The sequence below is a fragment of the Bradyrhizobium sp. IAR9 genome (genome assembly GCF_013408065.1).
Classification (GTDB): Bacteria; Pseudomonadota; Alphaproteobacteria; order Rhizobiales; family Xanthobacteraceae; genus Bradyrhizobium.
In genome coordinates, this window is record NZ_JACBZW010000008.1 from 232,908 (window position 1) to 252,561 (window position 19,654).

Sequence of the window (19,654 nt, forward strand, 5' to 3'; positions counted from 1 at the left end):
TCGCATCTCAGATCGATTGCCGCAGCGGACGGAACGCGGTCCGCACTTCCGCAGAGAACAGCGCCGGCTGCTCCCAGGCCGCGAAGTGTCCGCCCTTGTCGAGGCGGTTGTAGTGGATCAGCTTGGGGTAGGCCTTCTCGGCCCAGCTCCGCGGCGCGGCGTAGATCTCGTCCGGAAAGACGCTGACGGCGACGGGAATCTTGACCTGCTTGGGCGCGAAGAACACCAGCTTGTTCTCCCAGTACAGCCGCGCCGAGGAGACCGCGGTGTTGGTGAGCCAATAGAGCGTGATGTTGTCGACCACATCGTCGCGCGACAGCCCTTCCGTCCGGCCATCGAACAAGCGTGCGATCATCGCGGCGCTGCGCGCATCGTGATCGAGCATCCAGGACGCGAGGCCCGCGGGCGAATCCACGAGGCCATTGAGCGTCTGCGGCCGGTTCGACATCTCGATCGCGTAGCCGAGGCCATGCTTGTAGAAATCATCGAGCTGGTCGTAGGCAAGGCGCTCCTCAGTCGAGAGGTTCGCCGGGCGCGTTCCGCCGGGTTGAAGCGCCCTGGCGATGTCGTCGGGGACGGTCGCGGGCATGTTGGTGTGGATGCCGAGCAATTCCGGCGGCGCGATCAGCGCCATCTGCTCCGTCACGGCATTGCCCCAATCGCCGCCTTGCGCAACATAGCGGCTGTAGCCGAGCCGCTTCATCAGCACGATCCAGGCCCGCGCGATGCGCTGGGGGTCCCAGCCGAGCACCGTCGGCTTGCCCGAGAAGCCGTGGCCGGGAAGCGAGGGAATCACAAGGTCGAACGCGTCCGCGGCCTTGGCGCCGTGCGCGGTCGGATCGGTGAGCGGACCGACGATCTTCATCTGCTCGATGATCGAGCCGGGCCAACCATGCGTGACGATCATCGGCAGTGCGTTCTCGTGCCGCGAGCGGACGTGGATGAAGTGAATGTCGACGCCGTCGATTTCGGTGACGAATTGCGGCAAGGCGTTCAACCGCGCTTCTACCTTGCGCCAGTCGTAGTCGCCCTGCCAGTAGCGCACGAGCTGTTGCACCGTCGTCAGCTGCACGCCCTGCGACTGATCGGTGACGATCTCGCGATCCGGCCAGCGCGTGGCAGCCAGGCGCCGGCGCAGGTCGAGCAGATCCTGCTCGGGCACGCTGACCTGGAAGGGCCGGATGGCGCCGCCTGCGGCAGCCTTGGCAGGATGCAGCGGCAACAGGCTCGACACGCTGGCGGCAACCGCGGTCATCGCGGCCTGGCTCAGCAATTGACGGCGGTCGGGATTGAGGCTCTCGGTTCGGGCTTGCGCGGTCATGTTGGATCTCCCTTGCTTTGGTCGGTGACGCTGACCGAGTTCGAAATCAACGCATCGGTTGGCGTGCAGGGAGATTGGCGCAGGCCCCGGCAGTTTGCTCGTTATGCATTGTTAGCCTGCGTTAGCCGTTGCGAGTCCGCGCAAGAGTGCGATGACATGCGCGCAATACGACACGGCGCGCGACGACCAGTCATCGCGCGCCGTGTCGGCCAGGATCGGAAGATGCCTTTCGCTGCGGCTCAAGTCGGCAGCGGCTGGCCGGCCTGCTCGCGGACGATGTAGTCGGCGTACCAGTCCGGCCAGTTCTCGTCGTGTCCGCCAGTCCGCGCCTCATGTTCGCCATGCGCCAGCGCCGCGCGACGCAGCGCTGCGGCCAGATCGGTCGCTGAGGCGAATGCCGTGCCGTCGCCTGCAATACGTCCGGGCAATCGTGTCGTGACTTCCTGGAACAGCCAGCCATTGCCGTCGGGATCGCTGAACGCGGCGAATGAAGCATAGCTGCCGCGCTTCGGGTCAGCACCACTGACTCGGACGCTGCCGAACAGATATGGCTCGTCAGGCCCGGCATGAACGTCGCCGGCACCGTGGAACGGCTCGCTGACCTCGACGCCGCGGGCGAGCAGATCCTGACGTGCCGCCTCGAGATCGGAGACGACCAGATACAGGCCTCGCGCCGAGCCCGGCGCGGCCGCCGTGACGTTCGTGCCGAAGATCACCGAACAGGCCGAGCCCGGCGGCGTGAACTGGATCACGCGCCAGTCGTCGCCTGAGGTGAAATCGGCATCCAGTCGCCAGCCGAGGCGCGTGTAGAACGCCTTGGCGCGGTCGACATCGGACACCGGGATCACGAGGACCTCGAGCTTCAAATCAACTCCATGAGATTTCGAGGGCTTGGTTTCAGCTTGGCGATTCAGCTCGATCACAGCCATGTCCAACTCCTTGTTTCAAGCCGCGGGTCCGGGATCGACACCCGCTCCGAACGTCAGGACTGTCGCGCAAACGAGAGATTTTTACCCGTTATGGGGTGTTAGAGTCCGCTAGCCGTTGTGAGGGAGGGCTCACGCCGCAGCGATCGGCATCACGATGGTGACCCGGGTGCCGCCCTCGCCCGCCTCGCCCTGCAGCCGCGCCTGGATGCTGCGTGCGAGCCCTTCGAGGATCCGGCTGCCGGTGCCCTGGAGCGGACCGGTCGCACCGATGCCGTTGTCGGCCACCGTGCAGAGCCAGGCGCCGCCGCGCCGGGCCAGGCCGATGCGGATCAGCGCACCCTTCTTGCTCGGGAAGGCATGCTTTGCCGCGTTCGTGACCAGCTCCGTCAGCATCAGCGCGAGCCGATGACACTGCGCCGCCGGCAACGAGCCGTTTTCGATTGCAGCCTCGCAGCGGATGCCTGCCGGCTCCAGCACAGCCTCGGAGATCGCTTCGCACAGGCTTTCGAAGAAGGCCGCTGCGGAGACCAACGGCAGATCGTCATGATCGGACAGAAGTTGATAGAGCCTGCCGAAGGCGACGATGCGCCGCTCGAACCGGTCCACCGCCAGCGACACATCGCCCGTGCCCGCGCGCGTGAAATCGCGACGGACTGACGCACCCAGCAGCGTCAGCGTGTTCTTCATGCGATGGTGGGATTCCCGCAGCACGAGCTCCCAGTCACGCGACTGATCATCGAGGCCGGGTACAAATTGAGATCGAACGACATGGTCGTTCGGCCGAGCGCCGATCGCGGACATCATAGCCTCCCGTTGAAAATTGCATCTAACGCGAATGCCATACTGGATGCTGTTCGCGTGCTTTGCTCGTTAGACGTTGCAAGATTCTGTTATGATCACCGTCGCGACGACCGAGATCCGGATCCGCCATCGCGGTCCAGCGCATTGCCGGATTGTCCCGATCGCTCGCTGGACCACTCGCGTTTAAGTTAGATTTGCGACGCTCCTCGCGTGATCAGGCGATTGCGATGATCGCCACGCGATTTCGCCACTTTCGGCCAGTTTACTGGACGTCTCGTTCTGTTAGACCAAAACTGCAGACTTCAGCCTTTTCACTGGAATTGTTGGCCCGTGCCGGACACTAACGAGCAAGATTCGGTCATTGCCTTCGGGCCATTTCGCTTGTTCACGAAGTCGCGGCTGCTCGAGAAGGACGGCGTCCCGCTTCACCTCGGCGGCCGTGCGCTCGACATCCTCATTTTTCTCGCCGAGCGTGCGGGTGAGGTCGTTGACAAGCGGGAGCTGATCAAGCGCATCTGGGCCGATGTGAACGTCGACGAAGGCAGCCTGCGTTTCCACATCACGACGTTGCGCAAGGCTTTGAACGATAAGGCTTTGAACGACAAGGCCTTGAACGATGCCGGCGAAGGCTCCCGCTACGTGATCAACGTCCCCGGACGTGGCTATTGCTTCGCGGCCCCGCTGCTCCGGGCTGCGCCTTCGGAGAGCCGGACCAGCCTGCCCGACGCTTCGCCCCGCTCGCTGCCCGCGCCGCTCGCCAAGATGATCGGGCGGAACGATGCGGTCGAGAAGATCTCGGCCGAGCTTGCCCAGCATCGCTTCGTCACAATCGTCGGCCCGGGCGGGATCGGCAAGACGTCGGTCGCGCTTGCCGTCGCGCATCGCGAGCTCGCCGGCTTCGATGACCAGGTATGTTTCGTCGATTTCGGCGCGCTGACGGATGTCCGGCTCGTTCCCGGCACCATTGCGGCCGCGCTGGGCCTGACCGTCAATGCCGACGATCCCGTGCCGAGCCTGCTGACGGTCCTGCGCAGCCGGCGCATGCTGCTGGTGTTCGACAGTTGCGAGCATATCCTCGACGAACTCGCCCCTCTGGCCGAACGCATGGTCCGCGAGGCGCCGAAGCTGCATATTCTGGCCACCAGCCGCGAATCCTTTCGCACCGAAGGTGAGCGCGTCCACCGGCTGTTTCCGCTGGATTGCCCGCCGCAGCGCGAAGGCCTCGGCATTGCCGACATCCTTGCCTATCCCGCAAGCCAGCTCTTCGTGGAACGCATTGCCGAGAGCCTGAGCGAATTCGAGCTCACCGAGGAGGATGCGCCGCTCGTCGCCGAGATCTGCCGACGGCTGGACGGCATCGCCCTGGCGATCGAGCTCGCGGCCGGACGTGTCAACGCTTATGGCATTGCCGGGACCGCATCACTGCTGGACAGCCGCTTCTCGCTGCTGTGGCGGGGACGGCGCACCGCGATTCCGCGGCACCAGACCCTGAGCGCGGCGCTCGCCTGGAGCTACGATTTGCTGCCGCCGACCGAGAGCGCGACCCTGCGCGGATTGTCGGTGTTCGTCGGGCCGTTCACGCTGGAAGCCGCGCTTGCGATCGCATCCTGCCAGGGCATCAGCGAGGGCGAAGGTGTGGAAGCCATTTCGAACCTGCTCTCCAAATCCCTGATCGCGACCTCGCCGGCGGAGCGGCGGCTGCGCTATCGTCTGCTCGACACCACCCGCGCCTTCATGGCGGACAAGCTCGTCGAGAACGGCGAAGCGGACCGCGTCGCGCACGCCCACGCCGAATATTTCCGCGATTTCCTGCGCGACATTGCGCTGAAATCCACGGGCATGCAGAGCGCGGGCGGCTTCCTTCCCTATGCCGACCATTTGCCCAATGTCAGGGCTGCGCTGACCTACAGCTTTTCGGACGGCGGCGACCGGACGATCGGCGTGGATCTGGCGGCCTCGGCCGCGCAGTTCTTCCTCGAACTGACATTGCTGATGGAATGCTACCGATGGACCCAGCAGGCGCTGGCGTCCCTCGACACGCGCGCCGTGGACAGCCGGCAGGAGATGACCCTGCAGGCCGCGCTCGGCGTCTCCGTGATGTTCACGCAAGGTAATACGGAAGCGGTCCGGTCGGCCTTCACGCGCAGTCTCGAGCTTGCCCGCCAGCTCGAGGACCTGCATTGGCAGCTCTGGCTGCTGCGCGGATTGCACATCTACCTCACTAGGGTCGGAGATTTTCACGGCGCACTCGAGACCAGCGAACAGGGCGAGGGCGTTGCGCGCAAACTGAATGATTCAGCCGCCACGCTGAACGTGGATTGGATGCGCGGCGTCGCGCATCATCTGATCGGCAACCAGGACAAGGCGGTTCGGTTCTGCGAAAGCGCGATGGTGCACAATCCCGGCTCGCAACGGCTGAATATCGGGCATCTCGGCTATGACGACCGCATCGTCGCGCTGGTTGCGCTGGCGCGCGGGCTCTGGCTCACGGGCCGGCCCGAGCGAGCGGTCGAGGTGGCCAGATACACGGTGCGCGAGGCCGAGCTGCTCGAGCAGCCGCTCACCCTCGGCATCTCCCTGATCTGGACGATCTACGTGTTCCTCTGGGTCGGCGACTGGGCCAGTGCCGAAATCCTGATCGAGCGGCTGATCGATCATTCCGCGCGGCACTTCCTCGGCCCCTATCACGCGGTCGGCATCGGCCAGAAGGGCGAGTTGCTGCTGCGCCGCGGCGACGTCGCGGCCGGGATCGAGCACCTCCGGCGCAGTCAGGCCACGTTGTACGCGACACGGCACCGCATCATGACGACGGTGTTTGCGACGGCGCTCGCGGAGGGGCTCGCTTCCCAGAACCAGCCCGACGAGGCCTTGCAGACGATCAACGAGGCGATCGCCCAGATTCCCGATCACGGCGAATCCTTCGACATGCCGGAGATGCTCAGGATCAAGGGTGACATCCTCGCCGGGTCCGGCAAAGCTGCGGAGGCCGAGAGCACCTTGCGCAAATCGCTCGATCTGTCCCGGCGTCAATCCGCGGTCGGCTGGGAGCTTCGCGGGGCGATCAGCCTCGGCCGCATCTGGGAGCAGGCCGGCAAGGCCGCTGACGTCCGCGCTTTGCTCAACCCCCTCGTTGCGCGCTACCAGGAGGGCCTCCAGACCCGCGATCTGATCGCTGCCAGGGAGCTGCTGGGCACCCTGAATTGAGAGTATCTTCAACGAGATACTGCCATGCTACTCGCTCGCAACTCCTAACAACTTCTAACACGCCAAGCCGCATGCGCCCCGCCATGGTGGAGACACTGCACGGTGGATGTGGCGGGACATGGCGCTTCTTGACGATGTAATCGATGCCAGCGGCGGAATGGCCCGCTGGAACAGCTTGAACCGGTTCACGCTCCACCTTTCCGTTGGCGGGACGCTGTTCTCCAGTGCCGGCCACGCCCGGGAATTCAAGGATGTGACCGCGGAAGGCTCGACCCGGACGCAATCAGTGCGCTTCACCGGCATCACCGGGGGTGAACACTCCGGCTCCTTTCAACCGGATGCAATCACGATCGAGAGCCTGGATGGTGAGGTCCTGCGGTCCTGGGCTAATCCCGGCCTTGCATTTTCCGAGGTCGATCCACCCGCGCTGGCCGATGAACTGCATCTCGTCTTCTTCTGCGGCGTCGCGATCTGGAGTTATCTGACGATTCCATTCCTGCTTGCCCACCCCGATGTCGTGATCGAGGAGCTGTCGCCCTGGCAGGAGAATGCCGAAACCTGGCGACGGCTGCGGGCACGCTTCCCGGCTCACCTGATGACGCTCGCGCCCGAGCAGATCTTCTATTTCGACGAGAGCGCCCTGCAGCGGCGGACAGATCACGATCTCTTCGGGATGAAGGTCGCACACTCCTCCTGGGCACATGACAGCTTCGGCGGCATCGTGGTGCCGACCCTTCGGCGCGCGCAGACATTGCGGCCCGATGGGACCGTGATTGCCAAGCCGGTGCTGATGGACGTCGAGATCTTCGACGCCGTCTTCGAATAGCGGCGGTACGCCTGACATGGCCGCTCTCAACGCCCAACAATACATAACGAGCCAACAGCCCGCCTTGAGCGCAGATTGGGTTTGCGAGCAACGAATGACGTGCTCGAACGAAACCCAGGCGACGCAACCACGCGCGTGGAATGCGTCAACATACGAACGCCCTCAGGGAGACAGTCATGAAGGTACTGATGGTTCTCACGTCCCACGATCAGCTCGGCAACACCGGACGCAAGACGGGCTTCTGGCTCGAAGAGCTTGCAGCCCCCTACTACATCTTCAGGGATTCCGGTGCGGAGGTCACGCTGGTCTCGCCCAAGGGCCGCCGCCCGCCGCTCGATCCCAAGAGCAACGAGCCCGAATTCCGCACCGACCTGACGGTGCGTTTCGAGCAGGACGCTGCCGCGGAGGCGCAGCTCGACAGGACCCTTCGCCTCGACAGCGTCAGGCAGCAGGACTTCGACACGCTGTTCTATCCCGGGGGCCACGGCCCGATGTGGGATCTCGCCGAAGACCCGAACTCCATCAAGCTCATCGAGTCCTTCTTTGCCGCCGGCAAGCATGTTGGGATCGTCTGTCATTCCCCCGCCGCGCTGCGCCACGTCAAGACGCCGGACGGCAAGCCGCTGGTGCAGGGCAAGGAGGTGACCGGCTTCACCAATGGTGAGGAGGAAGCAGTCGGCCTCACCAAGGTGGTGCCGTTCCTGGTCGAGGACGAGATGCTCCGCCTCGGCGCCACCTTCTCGAAGAAGGCCAATTGGGCGCCTCATGTCGTCAGCGACGGCCTGCTGATCACGGGCCAGAACCCGCACTCGTCGGGTCCGGCCGCGCAGGCCCTGCTGGCTGCTCTCGCGGGCAAGCCGATGGCGAAGGCTTCGTAAATCCTGGCTGCGGCCATGTCTCGGGAGATGCCTGAGTTGGCGGCTCCCGACGCCGCGGCAGCACTTCCTACAAATCCTCACGCTACATGCAAGAGCAACGATATGAGCATTCCAGCCGCACTCGCCCTCTCCGCCGCAATGGCCTGCGCCGTCGTACAGGCATCGGCACAGGAATTGCGATCGAGCCGGCGCTCGATCAGCTATCACACCATCGATATCGGCGGTCTCAAGACCTTCTATCGCGAGGCCGGCTCCGCCGACGCCCCGACCGTGCTGCTGCTGCACGGCTTTCCGGCCTCGTCGCGGATGTGGGAGCCCTTGCTGCCGCTGCTCGCCGACAAATATCACGTGATCGCGCCGGACTATCCCGGCTTCGGCAACAGCAGCGCGCCGCCGCCGTCCGATTTCAACTATACGTTCGACAACATCGTTGGCGTGATCGGCGAGCTTACGGTGAAGCTCGGTCTCAGCAACTACGTCCTGTTCATGCAGGACTATGGCGGCCCGGTCGGCTTCCGCATGGCGCTGGCGCATCCTGAACGTGTCCGCGGGATCATCATCCAGAATGCCGTGTCGCACGAGCAGGGCTTGAGCTCGCTCTGGGAGGCGCGTCGCAGATATTGGGCCGATCCGGCCCACGAGCTCGAGGCGCTCAAGGCCAATTTCACCTCGCTGGCTGCGACGCGCCAGCGGCATCTCGGCTCCAGCCCGCACCCCGAACGTTACGACCCCGATACCTGGACCGACGAATACGCCTTCCTGACGCGTCCGGGACAGGCCGAGATCCAGACCACGCTATTCCTGGACTACCGGACCAACGTCGCCTCCTATCCGAAATGGCAGGAATGGTTGCGCAAGACCCGGCCGCCGACGCTGGTGGTCTGGGGCAAATACGATCCGTCGTTCGCGGTCGCCGGCGCTTCGGCCTATCGCGACGACGTTCCGGATGCGGAGGTTCACATCCTGGAAGCGGGGCACTTCGCGCTGGATGAAGCCACCGACGAAATCGCTGCGCTCGTTCGCGGCTTCCTTGCGCGACTGTACGGACACAAGGGCTGACAGCAACCGGGTGGCGGATCGCTGCGGAGGCGCCGCCGCTGTTCGGCTTGATCAGGCGGAAGGCGGATTCAGCATGAGCCGTGCGGCCCTGAGATCGGCGGTGTCGAACCCCTCGGTGAACCGCGCATAGGTCTTGGCGAGCTGTTGGCGCGGATCTCGTACACCCTGCCGCTCGCGCAGCCGCGCCAGCGACATCTCGGTTCGCAGCCGCCAGGACAGCGCGCCCTGTTGCTCGGCGAGCTCCGCCGATGCGACAAGGCTTGCCTCGGCCGCGTCGAGGTTTCCACTCTGCGCCTCGAGCTCTCCGCGCAGACGCAGCAGTTCCGGCATGTCGAAGGCGCCGCCTTCCTGCTCGACGCGGTCGATGGTTTCGTGCAAGACCTGAGCGCCTTCCGCCAAGCGCCCCAACGAGACCAGCCCGGAAGACAGATCCGCGGCGAACGCCGACATATAGAGCTCGTAGCGATCCGCGTGCAGACGTGGAAGCGCGCTCCGCAACAGGTCGATACCGCCGGTCACCTCGCCGTGGGCGATCATGGTCTGCGCCCGAAACCCGGTCGCAACGGCCTCATAGGGGACGAGCCCGTGCATCCTCGCATGCGTCGCCAGGCGAGTGCTCATGGTCTCGACGGCGGACCAGTCGCCGACCCAACCGAACACCGAGGCGGACCAGCACAGCGCGATACAATGCATGACCACGTCGCGCGGCGCTGACGCTCCGACGAGCGGGAGGACGCATTCGAGCGCGCGATCGGGATAGCCGCGCAGCCATAACACGCGCGCGAGCGGAATTTGCGGCGTACGCGAATAGGCGAAATGTCCGGGTTGCGTGCCCCGCAGCGCGGCGTCGTCGCGCATGCCCTCGTCGAGATGAGCTTGCGCCTCGGCCTGGTCGCCGGCGAGGTGATATGACACGCCGAGAAGCGCCTTGCTGCCGGCAATGCCCGCGGTATCGCCGATCAGGCGCGCAATCCGCTCGGCGTGACGCGCAGTCGGCACGAGATGCCGGTAGCCGCCGGTCCGGCGGTAGTACATGTTCAATCGCGACAGCAGCCTGAATGTGTTGGCGTGGTCGCCGATCGCCTGCGCGATCTCCAGCCCGCGCCTGAGCGCCGCTTCCGCCTGATCGCTGTTGCGCTCGGTGAACATGAAGGCGTGACCGAGCGTCGATTGAAGCTCGAGCTCCCAACGGCCGCCACGATCGGCGGCGCCGAGCATCGCGAGTGCGCGATCGGACCAGATGCGCGCCTCGTTCAGCAAATTCAGCTCGACGAACAGGCCCGTGCAACTGCCGGCAAGCGGCACGCGCAAGTCGGCGCCGTCATCATTGGCGTAGCTCCAGGCTAGCGCCGCGCGGGCATCGGCGAGCAGGCCCGCGCGCTCCTGCGAGCGGGACGGCTGGCCGCTGCCACCCTGCGCCGTCAGCCCGGCTTCGAGCGTGCGTTGAACATAACAAGCGTGACGGCGCGCGATGACGCTTGCCTCGCCGCCATCCGCCAGCTTCTGCATGGCATAGGCACGCGTTGCGTCCAGCAGGCGATAGTGCCGCGATGCGCCGTCCGGCTGCGAGGACACCAGCGACTTGGCCACGAGCTGCTCCAGCGCGTCGATGACGCGTTCCTCCGGCGTTTCCTCCTCGGCCGCCACCGCTATTGCGCCTTTCAGGGTGAAGTGACTTGCGAAGACCGCGAGCCGCTGGAACACGTTGCGCTCGTTCTCGCCGATCAAGCCGAAACTCCAGTCGAGCGTGGCACCGAGCGTCTGCTGCCGCGGCGGCGCCGTTCGCCGCCCGCGCCATTCGAGCTGCAGGCGGCTGTCGAGCAGCGCCGCCATCTCGCGCAGCCCGTAGAGCCCGACGCGCGCGGCGGCAAGTTCGATCGCGAGCGCGATGCCGTCGAGCTTGCCGCAGATCTGCACCAGGACTTCCGCATCCTCGTCGGTGAGATCGTCGCGGTGCCCCGCCGCACTGGCGCGGTCGACGAACAGGCGCGCCGCCGGATAATTCAGCACCTCGCCGGCGCTGAGGCGCGTGCCTTGCGGCGGGCCGGGCAGCGGAGCAAGCTCGAAAATCTGCTCGCCGGCCACCAGCAGCGACTCGCGGCTGGTGGCGAGGATGGCAACGCCGGGCGCCTCGCGATAGATGTCTTCCGCGAGACGCGCGACCGTGTCGATGACGTGCTCACAGCTATCGAGAACGAGGAGCAGCCGCCGCCCGCGCAGGAAACTGACGATGCTGCCACTCGGATCATTGTGATGCACGACGAGACCCAGCGCGGCGGCAACCGTGCTCGCCACCAGCGCGGCGTCCTTGAGCGGTCCGAATTCGAGGAAATGGACGTTGCCCTCGAACCTGTCGCACAGGTCATGCGCGAGCGCGACCGCAATGGTGGTCTTGCCGATGCCGCCAGGCCCTCGCAGCGTAACGAAACGATCGCGGAGCAAGCGCGGCGCCAGCTCGGCCACGATTTCGTCCCGCCCGACCATCCGGTCCAGACGATGCGGCAGCGACGGTGACGACGTCGCCTTTTCGGCCGGCCGCGACGTGAGTGCGAGCGGCTCCGCGCGTGGACCACGCTGCACCGGCGCGACGAAGCAATAACCCCGGCTCGGAATGTTGGTGATGTAGCGGACGCCGTCCTTGCCGTCGCCGAGCACCTTGCGCAGCTCCGCGACATGAACCCGCAAGCTGATCTCCTCGACGGAGAGGCCGGACCACGCGTAGCTGAGAATCTCGTTCTTTGGCACCACCTCGCCGGCACGGCTGACGAGCAGGCGCAAAATATCCATCGCACGGCTGCCGAGCTTGACTGGCACGCCGTCCTTCTCCAGCAGCCGCGAGCGCAGCGAAAACGGCCCGAACGAGACGGCATCGAGATCAAGGATCGTTCCGGCGCCGCCGCTGCGGGAGCCATGTCCTGCCGAGAGGTCGGTCACATCTTGCTCATCTTGACGACTGCTTCCTCGAAACGCGCAGGGACTATACCCGGCACCGATGCGAGGTCCAGCGAAGGGCCTGCGCGCCACGCGATGCTCGTTGAGGTCCCCTCAAACAGGGGCAGCCGGGCAAATCTCTGACAAATTGGACTTAATCAAACGTCTGCGGCGGGCTGTCGCACCTGGTGCACGCGCACAAAATCTAACAGATCCTAATCACCACTAACGGGCGTCCTGGCCAGCTCACGCCTATCCTCCGAGCATGGACAGCATTGGCTTTGCGCGTTTGCCGGTCGTTGCAAACCGCGGCAGAGCCAGGAGAGGACGAGCGATGTCGAACAATTTGCACGCGGCCCATGCCTGGATCGATTTTCCGGCCGGCTCGCGGGATCACGAGGTTCTTCGCCCGACGCAGGTGATCGCCCGGGAGAGCCAATGGCGTCAGATCGATCGCACTGTGGACGGCGCGATCCAGGACATCACGATCTCGCGATGGGAGGACTCGCGGAGCAGCTCGTCGCACGAAACGACGACGCCGGACGATCGCTATTTCATCGGCATCGCCCTGAAGACCACGCGCGCGAAGCTGACACGGGACCGCCAGATCATTTTCGACGGCACCATGCCTGCGGGGACGCTCTATGTCACCGCTCCCTCGAAATCTCTCGGCGTGCAATTCCAGTCGCCATGCGCCTTCCTGCACGTCCACATCTCCACGGATCATCTTCCGGCCCATGTCGTTGCGGCCGACGGGCTCAATGACCTCGTGCTGCTGCGCGATCCGCTCGCCGCCGAGCTTGCCAAGGCGCTGATCGAGCAAAGTGATGCCGCAGACCGGCATTTCACGCAGTGCATCGGCCAGACCCTGGCGATGCATCTCACCCGGATCGAGTTGCCGCGCGCCAGGGTCAATGCCTTGCCGAAATGGCGGCTGCGGCGTGTCGAGCAATATATCGCCGATCATTTCCACCGCGGCATCAGCCTGTCCGAGCTTGCCAATGTCGCCGGCCTGTCCCGGATGCACTTTGCGGCACAATTCCGCGCCGCGACCGGTTACCGTCCCCGCGAATATCTGCTCAATCACCGCACCGAGCAGGCGAAGACGCTGCTTGCAAGCACCGAGCGGCCATTGGCGGAGATCGCGCTTGCCGTGGGCTTCAGCACGCAGGCGCATTTCTCGACCGTGTTCAAACGCATCAGCGGTCAATCACCGGCGCGCTGGCGCCTCGCCAGCAGGAGTGAGCGGCTCGAGGTCGAAGCGCCGCCGCGGCGTCGTCCTTCCCCGCAGATTGGTTGGACCGCCAGCGCCGCGGCCTAGGCATCCGGCGGCTCGCGCCCTCCTCCTCCCGGGGCCGGCGAGCCTCTCGGGGCCGTCCCTGCTCCCACACAGGACGGCCCCATTTTCTTGGCGCAACGCTGCGCTCCATCCGGGCTACGACACCCTACACCGGATCGAACGCGCGGATCGGCGGCAGATTACCGGTGAACTTCTCCACCTCGACCACCGTCAGCTGCCCGGTGCAGCCTTGCGCGAACGACGAGGTCCCGATGTCGCGGGTGAGCACGTTCGGATTGCCGTGAACGCAGAGCGGCGCCTCGTCTTCCGGATCCATCGGATCGTACCAGGCGCCGGTCGGAAGCTGCACCACGCCGGGCGCGATGCCGTCGGTGACGTGGACCGCGGCAAGGCACGCACCGCGATCGTTGAACAGGCGGATGATGTCGCCGTCCTTGATGCCGCGCGCGTCCGCATCGCGCGGGTTCATCCGCGCGACCTCGCGGCCGCGATGTTTCGAGCCAAGCGAATGCCCGCCGAAATCGAGCTGGCTGTGCAGCCGCGTCACCGGCTGGTTGGCGACGAGGAAGCACGGCGCCCCCGGCCTGGGCATGTCGGTCTTGTCGAGCCAGACCGGATGCCCCGGACAATCCGCATCACCATGGCCGGCGATCTTCTGCGAGAAAATCTCGATGCGCCCGCTCGGCGTCGGCAGCGCGTGATTGACCGGATCTTCACGGAAGCGGCGCAGCCGTCCGCCGTCATCGGGCTGCTGCGGAACGACGAGGCTGCCGCGCGCCCAGAACTCGTCGAAGTGAGGGGCTTCCAGGCCACGCTTGGCGAGCGAGGCGCGGGTCGGCTCGTAGAGATGCTCGAGCCATTGCCGCGACGTGCGTCCCTCGGTGAAGGGTTCGCGGGCCCCCAAACGATCGGCGAGATCGGCAAAGATGTCGTAATCGTCGCGCGAAAGACCGAACGGCTCGGCGATCCGGTGCATGGCCACCATGAGGGGGTCGTTGCTGGAATAGCCGATGTCCTCGCGCTCGAGCGTCATCGTCGACGGCAGCACGATGTCGGCATGACGGGCGGTGGCGGTCCAGGCAAGCTCATGCACGACGAACGTATCGAGTTTCGCAAACGCCTTGCGCAGGCGATTGATGTCCTGGTGATGATGGAAGGGATTGCCGCCAGCCCAGTAGACCATGCGGATGTCCGGATAGGTCCGCGTCTCGCCATTGTAGCGATAGGTGCTGCCCGGCTTGAGCAGCATGTCGGCGATGCGCGCCACCGGAATGAAATCGGCGACGCCGTTGCGGCCCTGCCCCAGCGTCGGCCCCGGCACGTCGTTGACGCGGCGGCCGTAATAGCCGATCGCTCCGAGCGAATAGGCGTAGCCGCCGCCGGGAAGGCCGATCTGGCCGAGCGCCGCCGCCAGCACCATGCCCATCCATACCGGCTGCTCGCCATGCTCGGCGCGCTGCAGCGAATGAGAGACGGTGATCAGTGCGCGCTTTCCGGCGAGCCGGCGCGCGACTTTGCGGATCGTCTCCGCCTCGACGCCTGAGATCGCGGCGGCCCATTCGGCATGCTTTGCCTGCCCGTCGCTCTCGCCGGTGAGATAGCGCAGGAAGACCGGCCATCCCTCGGTGTAGCGATCGAGGAAGGCCTGGTCGTGCAGGCCTTCGCTGACCAGCGTGTGGACGAGGCCGAGCATCAAGGCGGTGTCGGTGCTCGGCACGCAGGTCATCCACTCCGCACCGGCCTCGATGGGCAGGTCTTCACGCAGTGGGCTGACCAGGATGAACTCGCAACCGCGCTTGCGGGCCGCGGCCATGGCGCCACGCTCGACATGCTTGCTGATGGAGCCGCCGGCCACCATGGAATTCTTCAGCGCCATGCCGCCGAAGGCCAGCACAATGTCGGTGGAATCGGCGATCTGCTCCCAGGTGACATTGCGCTTGGTGATGTCTTCGTAACCCGCCAGAATCTGCGGCAGCAGCACCGAGGACGCGCCGGAGGAATAGGTGTTGACCGAGCGCACATAGCCGCCCATCGCGATGTTGAGGAAGCGGTGCACCTGGCTCTGGGCGTGATGAAAGCGGCCGGCGCTCGACCAGCCATAGGAACCGCCGAACACGGCGCCCGGCCCGCGCGTGTCGCGGATGCGCGACAGCTCGTCGCCGAGCAGGTCAAGCGCCTTCTCCCAGCTCACGGAGACGAATTCGTCGCGGCCGCGGCGATCGTCGGGACCCGGCCCGCGCTCGAGCCAGCCGCGGCGGATCGCCGGCTGGGATATGCGCGCCTGATGGCGGAGCGCACCAGGGAAATTGTCGATGATGCCGTTCGGATCGGGGTCGCCCGCATAGGCCCTGACCTCCAGCCCGGCCGCGCCCTGACGCGCGGAAAACACGCCCCAATGCGAGGTGTGCGGCTTGAAGCCATCCGACAGGTCGAGACCGGGATCGGGAAAGCCAATCGTATCGTCCATCGCGTGATCCTTGTTCCGGCGTCCGGCCTGCTAATCGGGGTGGTAATATACCGATCCGATCGTGAGGTCGTCGAGATCAGCGATGACGGAAACGCTGGGCTGCCCCGCGATGCCAGAGGTCGTTGCAGGAGGCGTTCGCCCAAGCCCGGAGCTATCGGCCGCACTGCGAGGAACGAAAGGCTCAGCGGTTTCAAAGGTGCCGCGGAGCGCCCGGGATCTATCTGACCACAACTATTTGACGGGCGCTTAAAAGGGGGGACCACGACAGTTTGGCTTCGGCCCAAATCCGCCTGAGGCTCGGCATCACTCCCCTGCGCAGCAATCCACCAACAGCTCCCAGATCCGCTGCGCCTCGCGTCTCTCGTGGCTCTCCGGCACCTTCTCGGCGCCGGACTGACCATAGCCGGCGATGGCGCGCGCTTCACGCGGCACGATCCACCGTTCCGAGATCGGGTCGTACCATTTTCCGATGTTTACCTCAGTCACGGCGATCGACTCACAAATTTTCCAACGGTCGAGCGATGCGCCTCCCGCGGCCCCATGCGAGCCATTCGGCGACGCGTCGCTCAGTTTACCAATCAGCGGCGCGTACGATCGTTCCACCCGCTGCATCATCCCGGCCGGGCCGGATGAAGCGTGCGCGGATGGCGCTCGTGCAGCAGCCGTGCGAGCTCCTCGCGCTCGCTCTCGCGTCCCTTCATGGCGGACTCGAACAGCGCTTCCTGGATGTCGCGAGGCATGTCGCCCCACACGTCCATCGCCGCGCGTCCGAGCAGGCCTGCAAGATGATCAATTCCATCGCTCATTCGGCTCTCCCGATCTGCACACGGGAATGGAACAGCTGCGGCTGCGCAGCGTTCCAGTGTCATCATTGTGAAAAGGAGGCGTCTTTTATGGGATTCTTCACCAAGGACATCAAATCGATGGAAGACCTGCTGCTGCACGGGCTGCAGGACATCTATTACGCGGAGCAGCAGATCCTGAAGGCGCTGCCGAAGATGATCCGACAAGGCGACCAACAGGGATCTCGCCGCCGGCCTGAAGGCTCATCTGGACGAGACCAACAAGCAGGTCGAACGGCTCGACAAGGTGTTCGCCAAGCTCGGCAAGGAGCCCAGCGGCACGCAATGTCCGGCCATTGACGGCCTGATCGAGGAAGCCGACGCGACCGCCGGCGAGATCGAGGACAAGGCGGTGCTCGATGCCGCGATCGTGGCCAACGCGCAGGCCGTGGAGCACTACGAGATTTGCCGCTACGGCACGTTGATCGCCTGGGCGGAAGAGCTCGGCCACGACGACATCGTGCGCTTCCTCACGACCAATTTGAACGAAGAGAAGGCGGCCAACACCAAGCTGAACACGGTGGCGCTCCGCAAGGGCGTCAACGCCAAGGCGTCCAACGCCGCCTGATCGATCTGCTGGCCAGGACGTGGCGGCCCGGCCTCCGGCGCCGCCACGATTCTTGCGCTGCTCTCAACGTCGCAGACGCTGACGAGGCGCATCCAATCAGATGAACGGCTTCCCGCCGGTGACGGCCAACGTGGCCCCCGAGGTGTAGCTCGAGAGCGGATCGGCCAGCATGACGTAGGCGGTTGCGAGCTCGGCCGGCTGGCCGGCGCGCTGCATCGGGACCTGCTTGCCGAAATTCTTGACCCTTTCCTCCGACATCGTCGACGGGATCAGCGGCGTCCAGATCGGACCTGGAGCGACGGCGTTGACCCGAATGCCCTTCTCGGCGAGCATCTGGGCCAGCCCACCCGTGAAATTCTGAATGGCGCCCTTGGTCGTGGCATAGGCCAGCAAGGTCGGGTTGGGCATGTCCGAGTTCACCGACGCCGTGTTGATGATCGCAGCTCCCGGCTTCATATGAGGGACCGCAGCCTTGGTCAGATAGAACATGGCGTGGATGTTGGTCGCGAACGTACGCTGCCACTCCTCGTCGCTGATGTCGGCGATGTCCTTGAACGTGGCCTGATGGGCCGCATTGTTGACGAGGATATCGATGCCGCCGAGCTCGTCGACGGTGCGACGCACGATGCCGCGGCAGTGCTCGGGATTGCTGATGTCGCCGGGAATGAGGACGACCTTGCGTCCCGCCTGCACCACCAGCGCCTTGACCTCGGCTGCATCCTCGTCCTCGTTCAGATAGGAGATGACGATGTCGGCGCCCTCTCGGGCATAGGCGATCGCGACCGCGCGGCCGATGCCGCTGTCGCCTCCGGTGATCAGCGCCTTTTTCCCGGCCAGGCGTCCGGCGCCCTTGTAACTCTCCTCGCCATGATCGGGACGCGGATTCATCGCACGCGTCGAACCGGGCATCGGCTGCTGTTGCGAAGGATAAGGCGGCTTGGGGTATTCGATCATGGACAACTCCAGCAATTTGCTCCGCTAACGGAGCCCCGCCGGAAGCGTTCCTGTGACCGCCTGTTGCACCGCGAAACCATTTGCGCCGCACCATTCAAAAATGAGACTGCCCGTCAAACCAAAGGGGGCGCCAACGCATGCACCGCATCCGACTTCGGTTAGCTTTCCCATCAAAGCCGCGGGCCGAGAGCCACGCGGCGACAAAAGACGGCACACAGGGAGGAGCACAATGTCGAAATGCAGTGTGGGACTGCTCGCGCTGAGCAGCTTGTTTCTTTCAAGCGCAGCGATCGCCCAGGAAAAGATCAAGGTGGGCGTAACCGCAACCCTCGAAGGCACGTACACGGTGCTCGGCGAGGACGGCATGCGCGGCCACCAGACGGCCCTCAACGTCCTGGGCAAGAAGGTCGGCGACAAGGAACTCGAATTCATCGTCGCCTCGACCGACGCAACGCCGGACAGCGCGGTACGCGCCGTGCGCAAGCTGATCGAGCAGGACAAGGTGCAGATCCTGCTCTCGCCGCTCTCCGGCGACGAGGGCATCGCGGTGAAGAACTTCGCAAAAACCCATCCCGAGCTGACCTTCATTAACGCGGCCTCCGGCGCGCAGGAGACGACCTATGTCGATCCCGCCCCGAACTTCTTCCGCTACAACATGGACGGCGCGCAGTGGCAGGTCGGCCTCGGCAAATATGCCTATGAGGAAAAGAAGTATCGCAAGATCGCGACCGTGGGTGAGGACTATTCGTTCATCTACACGCAGGTGTTCGGCCTCGTGCTCGAGTTCTGCGGCGCCGGTGGACAGGTCACCAACCGGCAATGGGTGCCACTCGGCACCAAGGATTTCGCCTCGGTGATCGCCGCACTGCCCGACGATGTCGACGCGATCTATCTCGGGCTTGGCGGCGCCGATGCCGTCAACTTCCTCAACCAGTACCAGCAGGCCGGCGGCAAGGCGCATCTGATGGGCGGTTCCATCATGATCGACCAGACCATCCTGTCGTCGAAGGGCAACGCCAAGAACGCCCTGGTCGGCACCATCGCGGCGAGCGGCCAGGCCGATACCTGGGAGGATCCGGGCTGGCAGAAATTCGTGAAGGCCTATCAGGACGCTTTCCCGCCCAACAAACGCTTCCCGAGCCCGTCGCTGCTCGCCACCAACTATTATGACTCGACGATGGCGCTGATCCTGGCGCTGCGTCAGGTCAATGGCGATCTCTCCAACAACCAAGCCAAGTACAAGGAAGCCCTCGCCAAGATCGAGATCGACGCGCCGAACGGCAAGATCAAGCTCGACTCCAACCGCCAGGCAATCGGCACCAACTTCGTCACCGAGGTGGTCGACGACGGCAAGGGCGCGCTGTTCAGCAAGGTCGTGAAGGTGATCCCGAACGTGAACCAGACCCTCGGCTACGACCCAGCCGTATTCTCCAAGATCGGGCTGCCGAGCCGCACCGTGCCGGAATGTAAGAAATACTGACGCATCACCCCTGCGATGCGCATCCCGGGGAGCGACTTGCTGACGCGGTCGCTCTCCGCTCTTGCAATCTCGTCGGCGTTGTTGAACGCTGAGC

Annotated in this window: 14 protein-coding genes and 1 pseudogene; 7 read left to right on the forward strand and 8 right to left on the reverse strand. The window is 65.0% G+C overall.

The genetic code is table 11. The features are described 5' to 3' along the window. Positions 1–7: 7 nt before the first annotated feature. From GGD67_RS22365 to GGD67_RS22375, 3 genes are all read right to left on the reverse strand, one after another. Positions 8–1,321 (reverse strand): epoxide hydrolase family protein, encoded by a 1,314-nt coding sequence (locus tag GGD67_RS22365; protein ID WP_179735874.1) that lies wholly within the window; start codon positions 1,319–1,321, stop codon positions 8–10. A 239-nt stretch (positions 1,322–1,560) separates the two neighbouring features. After that, entirely contained in the window at positions 1,561–2,250 is a 690-nt protein-coding gene (locus GGD67_RS22370) for a VOC family protein (protein ID WP_179735876.1), read from the reverse strand. A 129-nt stretch (positions 2,251–2,379) separates the two neighbouring features. Continuing rightward, the gene (locus GGD67_RS22375) at positions 2,380–3,051 is read right to left on the reverse strand and encodes a sensor histidine kinase (protein WP_179735878.1); all 672 of its coding nucleotides are present in this window, start codon (positions 3,049–3,051) and stop codon (positions 2,380–2,382) included. A gap of 330 nt (positions 3,052–3,381) precedes the next feature. Here GGD67_RS22375 and GGD67_RS22380 point away from each other — a divergent pair, with 330 nt between their 5' ends. From GGD67_RS22380 to GGD67_RS22395, 4 genes are all read left to right on the forward strand, one after another. Continuing rightward, positions 3,382–6,255, forward strand: a complete 2,874-nt coding sequence (locus tag GGD67_RS22380) for a winged helix-turn-helix domain-containing protein (protein ID WP_179735880.1) — start codon at positions 3,382–3,384, stop codon at positions 6,253–6,255. Between the two features lie 118 nt (positions 6,256–6,373). Further along, a complete protein-coding gene (locus tag GGD67_RS22385) occupies positions 6,374–7,081 on the forward strand; it encodes a hypothetical protein (protein ID WP_179735882.1) in 708 nt (235 codons plus the stop codon). 176 nt (positions 7,082–7,257) lie between these two features. Then, a complete protein-coding gene (locus tag GGD67_RS22390; RefSeq protein ID WP_179735884.1) occupies positions 7,258–7,959 on the forward strand; it encodes a type 1 glutamine amidotransferase domain-containing protein in 702 nt (233 codons plus the stop codon). Between the two features lie 102 nt (positions 7,960–8,061). Continuing rightward, a complete protein-coding gene (locus GGD67_RS22395) occupies positions 8,062–9,018 on the forward strand; it encodes an alpha/beta fold hydrolase (protein WP_179735886.1) in 957 nt (318 codons plus the stop codon). A 51-nt stretch (positions 9,019–9,069) separates the two neighbouring features. On the opposite strand, the gene GGD67_RS22400 is transcribed toward GGD67_RS22395, so the two are convergent. Next, the gene (locus tag GGD67_RS22400) at positions 9,070–11,952 is read right to left on the reverse strand and encodes a winged helix-turn-helix domain-containing protein (protein ID WP_179735888.1); all 2,883 of its coding nucleotides are present in this window, start codon (positions 11,950–11,952) and stop codon (positions 9,070–9,072) included. Between the two features lie 331 nt (positions 11,953–12,283). On the opposite strand from GGD67_RS22400, the gene GGD67_RS22405 reads away from it, so the two are divergent. Beyond that, a complete protein-coding gene (locus tag GGD67_RS22405; RefSeq protein ID WP_179735890.1) occupies positions 12,284–13,270 on the forward strand; it encodes a helix-turn-helix domain-containing protein in 987 nt (328 codons plus the stop codon). Between the two features lie 124 nt (positions 13,271–13,394). On the opposite strand, the gene GGD67_RS22410 is transcribed toward GGD67_RS22405, so the two are convergent. The 3 genes from GGD67_RS22410 to GGD67_RS22420 all read right to left on the reverse strand — a co-directional run bounded on the left by GGD67_RS22410 (position 13,395) and on the right by GGD67_RS22420 (position 16,522). After that, positions 13,395–15,716, reverse strand: coding sequence for a molybdopterin guanine dinucleotide-containing S/N-oxide reductase (locus tag GGD67_RS22410; protein ID WP_179735892.1), 2,322 nt, complete (start codon positions 15,714–15,716; stop codon positions 13,395–13,397). Positions 15,717–16,019: 303 nt separating this feature from the next. Further along, positions 16,020–16,331: a hypothetical protein gene (locus GGD67_RS39095; RefSeq protein ID WP_210286610.1), complete on the reverse strand. Its 312-nt coding sequence runs from the start codon at positions 16,329–16,331 to the stop codon at positions 16,020–16,022. Further along, a complete protein-coding gene (locus GGD67_RS22420; protein WP_018318056.1) occupies positions 16,328–16,522 on the reverse strand; it encodes a hypothetical protein in 195 nt (64 codons plus the stop codon). The genes GGD67_RS39095 and GGD67_RS22420 overlap by 4 nt, the downstream gene beginning before the upstream one ends. A gap of 87 nt (positions 16,523–16,609) precedes the next feature. On the opposite strand from GGD67_RS22420, the pseudogene GGD67_RS22425 reads away from it, so the two are divergent. Beyond that, a pseudogene (locus tag GGD67_RS22425) lies at positions 16,610–17,126 on the forward strand (ferritin-like domain-containing protein). A gap of 96 nt (positions 17,127–17,222) precedes the next feature. Here GGD67_RS22425 and GGD67_RS22430 read toward each other — a convergent pair. Further along, the gene (locus tag GGD67_RS22430) at positions 17,223–18,080 is read right to left on the reverse strand and encodes an SDR family oxidoreductase (RefSeq protein WP_179735894.1); all 858 of its coding nucleotides are present in this window, start codon (positions 18,078–18,080) and stop codon (positions 17,223–17,225) included. Between the two features lie 229 nt (positions 18,081–18,309). Here GGD67_RS22430 and GGD67_RS22435 point away from each other — a divergent pair, with 229 nt between their 5' ends. Beyond that, a complete protein-coding gene (locus GGD67_RS22435; RefSeq protein WP_018318059.1) occupies positions 18,310–19,560 on the forward strand; it encodes an ABC transporter substrate-binding protein in 1,251 nt (416 codons plus the stop codon). Positions 19,561–19,654: the final 94 nt, after the last annotated feature.